General features: G+C 69.0%; 8 protein-coding genes. 6 read left to right on the top strand and 2 right to left on the bottom strand.

Annotation, left to right across the window (positions count from 1 at the left end; translation table 11 throughout):
• Positions 1-309: 309 nt before the first annotated feature.
• Together VKH46_03915 and VKH46_03910 are read right to left on the bottom strand one after the other, a co-directional pair.
• Positions 310-540: a hypothetical protein gene (locus tag VKH46_03915; GenBank protein HKB69964.1), complete on the bottom strand. Its 231-nt coding sequence runs from the start codon at positions 538-540 to the stop codon at positions 310-312.
• A gap of 49 nt (positions 541-589) precedes the next feature.
• Positions 590-1,069, bottom strand: a complete 480-nt coding sequence (locus VKH46_03910; protein HKB69963.1) for a hypothetical protein — start codon at positions 1,067-1,069, stop codon at positions 590-592.
• A gap of 155 nt (positions 1,070-1,224) precedes the next feature.
• On the opposite strand from VKH46_03910, the gene VKH46_03905 reads away from it, so the two are divergent.
• The 6 genes from VKH46_03905 (at position 1,225) to VKH46_03880 (ending at position 5,886) form a co-directional block, all read left to right on the top strand.
• Positions 1,225-1,632, top strand: coding sequence for a 6-carboxytetrahydropterin synthase (locus VKH46_03905; GenBank protein ID HKB69962.1), 408 nt, complete (start codon positions 1,225-1,227; stop codon positions 1,630-1,632).
• Positions 1,629-2,390 (top strand): 5'/3'-nucleotidase SurE, encoded by a 762-nt coding sequence (surE, locus tag VKH46_03900; GenBank protein ID HKB69961.1) that lies wholly within the window; start codon positions 1,629-1,631, stop codon positions 2,388-2,390. Before VKH46_03905 ends, surE begins: the two co-directional genes overlap by 4 nt.
• A 264-nt stretch (positions 2,391-2,654) precedes the next feature.
• Complete coding sequence (locus VKH46_03895) at positions 2,655-3,332, top strand: protein-L-isoaspartate(D-aspartate) O-methyltransferase (GenBank protein ID HKB69960.1); 678 nt, start codon at positions 2,655-2,657, stop codon at positions 3,330-3,332.
• Between the two features lie 14 nt (positions 3,333-3,346).
• Complete coding sequence (locus tag VKH46_03890) at positions 3,347-3,595, top strand: acylphosphatase (GenBank protein ID HKB69959.1); 249 nt, start codon at positions 3,347-3,349, stop codon at positions 3,593-3,595.
• A 103-nt stretch (positions 3,596-3,698) separates the two neighbouring features.
• The gene (locus VKH46_03885) at positions 3,699-4,220 is read left to right on the top strand and encodes an adenine phosphoribosyltransferase (GenBank protein ID HKB69958.1); all 522 of its coding nucleotides are present in this window, start codon (positions 3,699-3,701) and stop codon (positions 4,218-4,220) included.
• A complete protein-coding gene (locus VKH46_03880) occupies positions 4,204-5,886 on the top strand; it encodes an EAL domain-containing protein (GenBank protein ID HKB69957.1) in 1,683 nt (560 codons plus the stop codon). The genes VKH46_03885 and VKH46_03880 overlap by 17 nt, the downstream gene beginning before the upstream one ends.
• Positions 5,887-6,213: the final 327 nt, after the last annotated feature.

Here is a 6,213-nt window from a genome sequence, read left to right as displayed (position 1 = left end):
TTGGAGGTCCGGCCGATCCTCGTGTTCGACCAGAGCGACTGCCCGGCGGCCGACGGGAGCAGCGGGATCACGTCGTCGGCGGCGATGGACGCGGCGGAGGAAGCCGGACGCGCGACCGAGGTCGGGTCCAACTTCTGCCTGTTCTGCAGCTCTCGGATGGACGCGCACGGAATGCATCACAGCCGCGTCGTTCGGAGGCCGGCAATGAGCGCGGGCGACGAGCGGCACCGCCGTTCCGGCCTCCGGATCTTTCGATCGCCGCCCGTTCCGGATCTCGAGGCTCGCCGTCGGGTTCCCGTCGCGACAGGGTCAGTCGCCGTCGTCCTTCCGGATTCCCTTTCCGAACAGCGGCTTGATGATCTCGTCCCCGAGCCACTCGTCGGAGAGCCGCATTCGGGGCTTCTTGGGCTCCAGGGAAGGAATCGACTGCACGGGGTGAAAACAAAAGGCGCAGCGAAGCGCCGTCGGCGCCTTGTCTTTCAGATCGGCGGCGTTGTATTCGCCGCAGGCGTCGCAGGACCAGGAGACGGTGTTCCGCATCGCTTCTCGTCGATGCGGCAGAGCAACAACCGGGCCAGCGAGGTGGACGCTACGGAGCGCCGGCCGGGCGCGTCTCGGCGACCGGGACGTACGCCTCCCGCACGCGGGTCTTCTGGAGCTCCGCGTACGCCTTGAGCAGGTCGGCGTGCCGCCGCTTGAGCTGCTCGTAGCCCTTCTCGATCGGGGCGAGCTTGGTCTCGTAGCGCGCGAAGCGGGCCTCGAGATCGCGGATCTGCGCCTCCCGGGACGCGTCCGTGGGGGAGACCGGGGCGTGAACACCGCTGATCTCGTCGATGGCCGCGTCGATCTGGGGCGCCTTCGAGAGGAGGAACCCGATCACCAGGAAAAGAAGCACCACCCAGAGGGTTTCTCCGGCGATTTCGAGCACCACGCGGATCATGGACGCCGAGTCCCGGGAACGCGCGGCGCTCCGGGCCTTCCGGCGAACCGGCGCCGGCCGCCCGGCGTTTTCGTCCGGGGAGTCGCCCCGGTTCGGACACAAAGTCACGGCGAGAGAATGGTTTTTCACGGCCTCACCTCCCTGTACGTGGCTCGCACCTCCAAAACACAAAAAGGCCCTCGCGGGCGATTTGTGCGTTCGCGGCGCGGTGTTGCAAATTGCGCGCCCAAAAAGGCGGGAAGGCCCCTCCGACCCGATTCCGCGCGGCGAAGTAAGATCCGCGAATGAAGGTCTGCCTGACCTCGATGCACCATTTCGCCGCCGCTCACCGGCTCCACAACGACGCCCGGGCCGCGGAATGGAACCGCCGCGTCTTCGACAAGTGCAACAACGACCATGGGCACGGGCACACCTACGGCCTGGAGGTCACCGTCGAGGGGGAGATCGACCCCGAGACGGGTTACGTGATGGATTTCAAGGAGCTCAAACGCATCGTCGAGGAGCGCGTGGTCCGCATCGTCGAGCGCCGGCACCTGAACTTCGACGTGGATTTCCTGAAGGGGATCAATCCGACGGCCGAGAACATCGCCGTCGCGATCTGGAAGCGCCTCGCCGGATCGCTTCCCGGCGCGGAGCTCAAGCGCGTCACCCTCCACGAGACGGGTAAGAACTCGGTCGTGTTCGAAGGATGAAGAAGCCGCTCTTCCTCGTCACGAACGACGACGGGGTCGCGGCCGACGGCATCCGGGCGCTCGCCGAAGGGGTCGCCGGAATCGGCGACGTCGTCGTGGTCGCCCCCGACCGGGAGCGGAGCGCGGCAGGCCACTCGCTGACGCTCCATCACCCGCTCCGCGCCACGGAGCTCTCCAAGAACCGCTACGTCGTCGACGGGACGCCGACCGACTGCGTGAACTGGGGCACGCACTATCTCCTGCGCGACCGCCGGCCCGACGCGATCCTTTCCGGGATCAACTTCGGCCTGAACCTCGGCGACGACGTGACCTATTCGGGAACGGTGTCCGCCGCGTTCGAAGGAGCGATCCTCGGGATCCCCTCGATTGCGATCTCCCAGGAGATCGCTCCCGGCTTCTCGTTCGACGCCGCCGCCGCGTTCGCGCGCGACCTCGCCCTCGAGGTGCTCCGCAATCCGCTTCGTCCCGGGACGCTCCTGAACGTCAACGTTCCGGCCGGCGAAGTGCGCGGCATCCGCGCGGTGAAGATGGGGCGCCGGATCTACCAGGAGGGGGTTCTCGAGAAGCTCGACCCGCGCGGCAAGAAGTACTACTGGATCGGCGCGTCGCCGCCGATCGGCGAACCGGAGGAGGGGACCGACCTCTGGGCGATCTCGGAGAAGCTGATCTCGGTCACGCCGCTGCATTTGGATCTCACCGACTACGACGCTCTGGACGCGTTGGGATCGCTCGTCGGCCGCTTCGTTCCCTCACCCTAGAAATCGTCGCGGCGATGCATCGAGCCGGGCGGGCGCGAACCGCCGGCCGGCGGCTAGACGTACGCTCTCCGGTACGCCTTCGCCGCCGGACCGGCCGTCCGCATCCCGCCGGGCTCGCGCCTCGCCGCGCCTGACGTCGGCGGAAAGCGAGATCTGGATGCTGGGGAGCCGCTGTCCGTACAGGCGTGGCCGAGGTTCGCGTCGAGGGACAGCCGTCGATTTCAGGTCCGATCGATCTCCCTGCGCCTGCTATACTTCTGATTCGTGCCCGCATCGACATTTAAGGCGGTTCCCGCGCCCGATCCTTTCGAGGAGGCGCGTCTCCGGATGGTCGAGAAGCTCGTCGCCGGGCGCGGCGTCGACGACGAGCGGGTGCTCGCCGCGATGCGCGAGGTCCCGCGGCACCGCTTCGTGCCGGAGGCGGTTTCCGGGAAGGCCTACGGCGACCATTCTCTGCCGATCGGCTTCGGACAGACCATCTCGCAGCCTTACGTCGTCGGGAGGATGTCCCAGCTCCTCGCCGTCGAGCCGCACCACAAGGTGCTCGAGATCGGCTGCGGCTCGGGATACCAGGCGGCCGTGCTCGGAAGGCTCGCGCGCATGGTCTTCACGCTCGAGCGGGTGAGCGATCTCGCGCGCCGGGCGTCGTCGCTCCTGCGCGTGCTCGGGTGCGACAACGTCTCGGTCAAGGCGCTCGACGGGACCTACGGGTTCGCCGCGAACGCGCCGTACGACCGCATCCTCGTCGCCGCCGGCGCGTCGGAGGTCCCGCGTCCGCTCCTCGACCAGCTCGCCGTCGGCGGACGGATGATCGTCCCGGTCGGGGGCGAGAAGGTCCAGCGACTGCGCGTCATCAAGAAACGCCGCGATCACTTCGGTCAGGAAGAGAAGGACGAGGTGACCTTCGTCCCGCTGCTCGGCCGCTTCGGGCGCGGCGAGTGACCCGAAGCTACCTCGTGAGCGGGCGGGTTCAGGGGATCGGATTCCGGGAATGGGTGCGCCGCACCGCGCGCTCGCACGGCGTGCGCGGTTGGGTGCGCAACCGCGAGGACGGGAGGGTCGAGGCGGTCGCGACCGCGGAGGCCGAGATCCTCGAGCGCTTCGAGTCGGTCCTCCGCGGCGGATCGGCGATTTCCCGGATCGAGAGCCTCGAGACCTCGGACGTCGAGGAGACGCTCTTCGCCGACTTCGAGGTGCGACGATGAGTCCGCGCCGCGCCGGGGCCGATCGAATGCCTGGTACGAGCCGCGGCGCGGAAAATCCGAATCGCGAATTTCGAAATCCGAATCCCGGGCGGGATCTCCCGTCATGAACGATCCTCGCTGGTCGCTTGCGGTCTGCGACGTCCCCGACTTCCCCTCGCCGGGGATCGTCTTCAAGGACATCACGCCGCTCTGGTCGAATCCGGAGCTCTTCGCGGCGGCGATCGAGGAGATGAGCGCCCCGTTCCGCGGCGACGGGGTTCGGAAGGTCGTCGGAATCGAGGCGCGGGGCTTCGTCTTCGGCTCCGCCGTCGCGCTCGCGCTGGGCGCCGGATTCGTCCCCGCGCGCAAGCCCGGGAAGCTCCCGCGCGAGCGGCGCCGAGTCGACTACACGCTCGAGTATGGCGTCGACGCTCTCGAGATCCATCACGATGCGGTCGGGCCCGGCGAGGCCTGCCTGCTGGTCGACGACGTGCTCGCGACCGGCGGCACCGCGCGCGCCGCCGCGGACCTCATCCGGAGCGCCGGGGCGCGCCTGGTCGGAATGAGCTTCTTCCTCGAGATCGGCGCGCTCGACGGGCGCGAGCGCCTCGGCCGGGAAAACGTGCACTGTGTCCTCTCGCTCTGAGACCGAGACCGCCGAAGCGGCGGCATCGGTCCGTCCGGCCGTGCGGCGGATCGTCGTGGCGGACGACGACGAGGACGTCCGGACGCTCGTCGCCACGCTTCTGGAGAGCGCCCGGTACACGGTACTGCCGGCGGCGAGCGGCCGCGAGGCGATCGAGATCGCGACGCGCGAGCGCCCGGATCTCGTGCTCCTCGACGTGATGATGCCGGAGATCTCGGGGTGGGAGGTCTGCGCGACGCTCAAGAACCACCCGGAGACGCAGGGGATCCCGGTCGTCATGCTGTCGGTCCGCAACGAGATCCGCGACATGATCACGTCGATGCAGGCGGGCGCGGACGACCACGTCACGAAGCCCTTCACGAAACGCAAGCTCCTGGAGGCCGTCGAACGCCTGACCGAGCGCCGGGCGCCGGCGGCCCTGCTCCCGTCGGCGGAGGAGCACTTCCGGAAGAAGAACCTCCTCTACGACGCGGTCACGCAGCTCCCGTCGATGCCCGTCGTCCTCGACGCGCTGCGCGACCGCCTGCTCGACCGGCGTCGGATGGGCGTGCTCACGGTCGACGTCGAGAAATACAGCCACGTCGAGGACTCCTACGGGTGGGAGGTCTTCGACGAGCTCGTTCTCGAAGCCGCGAGCACGCTCAAGCGCCTCGTCGGAACGCTCTTCGCTTCCGAGGACATCGTCGCGATCAGCCGTCCCGCCGGGGCCGAATTCCACGTGTTCACGGCGATCGAGGCGGGCGACGACGACGGCGGACGCCTCGAGCGCAAGGCGCGCCAGACCGAGGAGACGCTGCGGCAGACCCTCGACGGCCGTTTCCGCGACCGCATCCACAAGCCGATCGGCGTCTCCGTCGGTCACGCGATGATCGTCCCGAGCGCGCAGATGCGGATGGAGAGGGTCGTGTACCGCGCGCTGCGCGAGGCGGTGCGCGTCGCGACCTCCCGCGAAGAGGAGAGGACCCGGCGCCTGCGGCGCGTCTTCCGGGAGATTCTCGAGCGCCGGGAGATCCGGACCGTCTACCAGCCGATCTTCGAGCTCGCCAACCTCGCGGTGCTCGGGCACGAGGCCCTCTCGCGCGGTCCCGCCGGAACCGGCTTCGAGAGCCCCGACCTGCTCTTCGAATACGCCATCGCCAACGACGCGGTCTGGGACCTCGAGCAGCTCTGCCTCGGGTCGTCGGCGAGCCATTACGCCGCGGCCGGGTCGTCGCTCCTCTTCGTGAACGTCGAGGCCGAGATGGTCTCCGCGATCCCCGGCCGGGGCGCGGCGATCCTCGATCCCCTGCGCCGGCAGCGGGAGCGGGTCGTGCTCGAAATCACGGAACGGAGCGCGATCCGGGACCTCGCGACGTTCCGGGACGCCATCGAGCGGCTCCGGAACGAGGGGTTCCGGGTCGCGATCGACGACGCCGGATCGGGTTTCGCGTCGCTGCAGGCGATCGCGGAGCTGAAGCCGAATTTCCTGAAGATCGCCAACACGCTGGTGACCGGGCTCTCCCGCGACACGATCAAGCGCGACATCGTCGAGATGCTGCTGCACGTCGCGGCGCGGATCGACGCCCTGTGCGTCGCCGAGGGGATCGAGTCGGAGGAGGATCTGGCGGAATGCCGGCGGATCGGAATTCCGTATGGGCAGGGGTACTTCCTGGGGCCTCCACAGTAGCTGGCGCGGCGATGCATCGGGCCGGACGGGCGCGTGCCCGCCTGCCGCGCCCTCAACGTACGCTCACGGTACGCCTCGGGACGCGGCAGGCAGACCCGCATCCCGTCGGGCTCGCGCCTCGCCGCGCCTTCGACTTTGACCGGAAGCGTCGCTCTGTTCTGGATCGCGAATGGGCGCGGCGATGCATCGAGCCGGACGGGCGCGTGCCCGCCTGCCGCGCCCTCAACGTACGCTCACGGTACGCCTCGGGACGCGGCAGGCAGACCCGCATCCCGTCGGGCTCGCGCCTCGCCGCGCCTTCGACTTTGACCGGAAGCGTCGCTCTGT

The sequence above is a fragment of the Thermoanaerobaculia bacterium genome, assembly GCA_035260525.1.
GTDB lineage: Bacteria > Acidobacteriota > Thermoanaerobaculia > UBA5066 > DATFVB01 > DATFVB01.
The sequence above is the reverse complement of the archived record's forward strand: the minus strand, read 5'-3'. Positions and strand labels throughout refer to the sequence as shown.

Bases quoted from the DNA above. Each gene is read 5' to 3' on its own strand.
- VKH46_03915 (HKB69964.1), bottom strand. From the start codon at position 540: ATGCGGAACACCGTCTCCTGGTCCTGCGACGCCTGCGGCGAATACAAC.
- VKH46_03905 (HKB69962.1), top strand. From the start codon at position 1,225: ATGAAGGTCTGCCTGACCTCGATGCACCATTTCGCCGCCGCTCACCGG.
- surE (HKB69961.1), top strand. From the start codon at position 1,629: ATGAAGAAGCCGCTCTTCCTCGTCACGAACGACGACGGGGTCGCGGCC.
- VKH46_03885 (HKB69958.1), top strand. From the start codon at position 3,699: ATGAACGATCCTCGCTGGTCGCTTGCGGTCTGCGACGTCCCCGACTTC.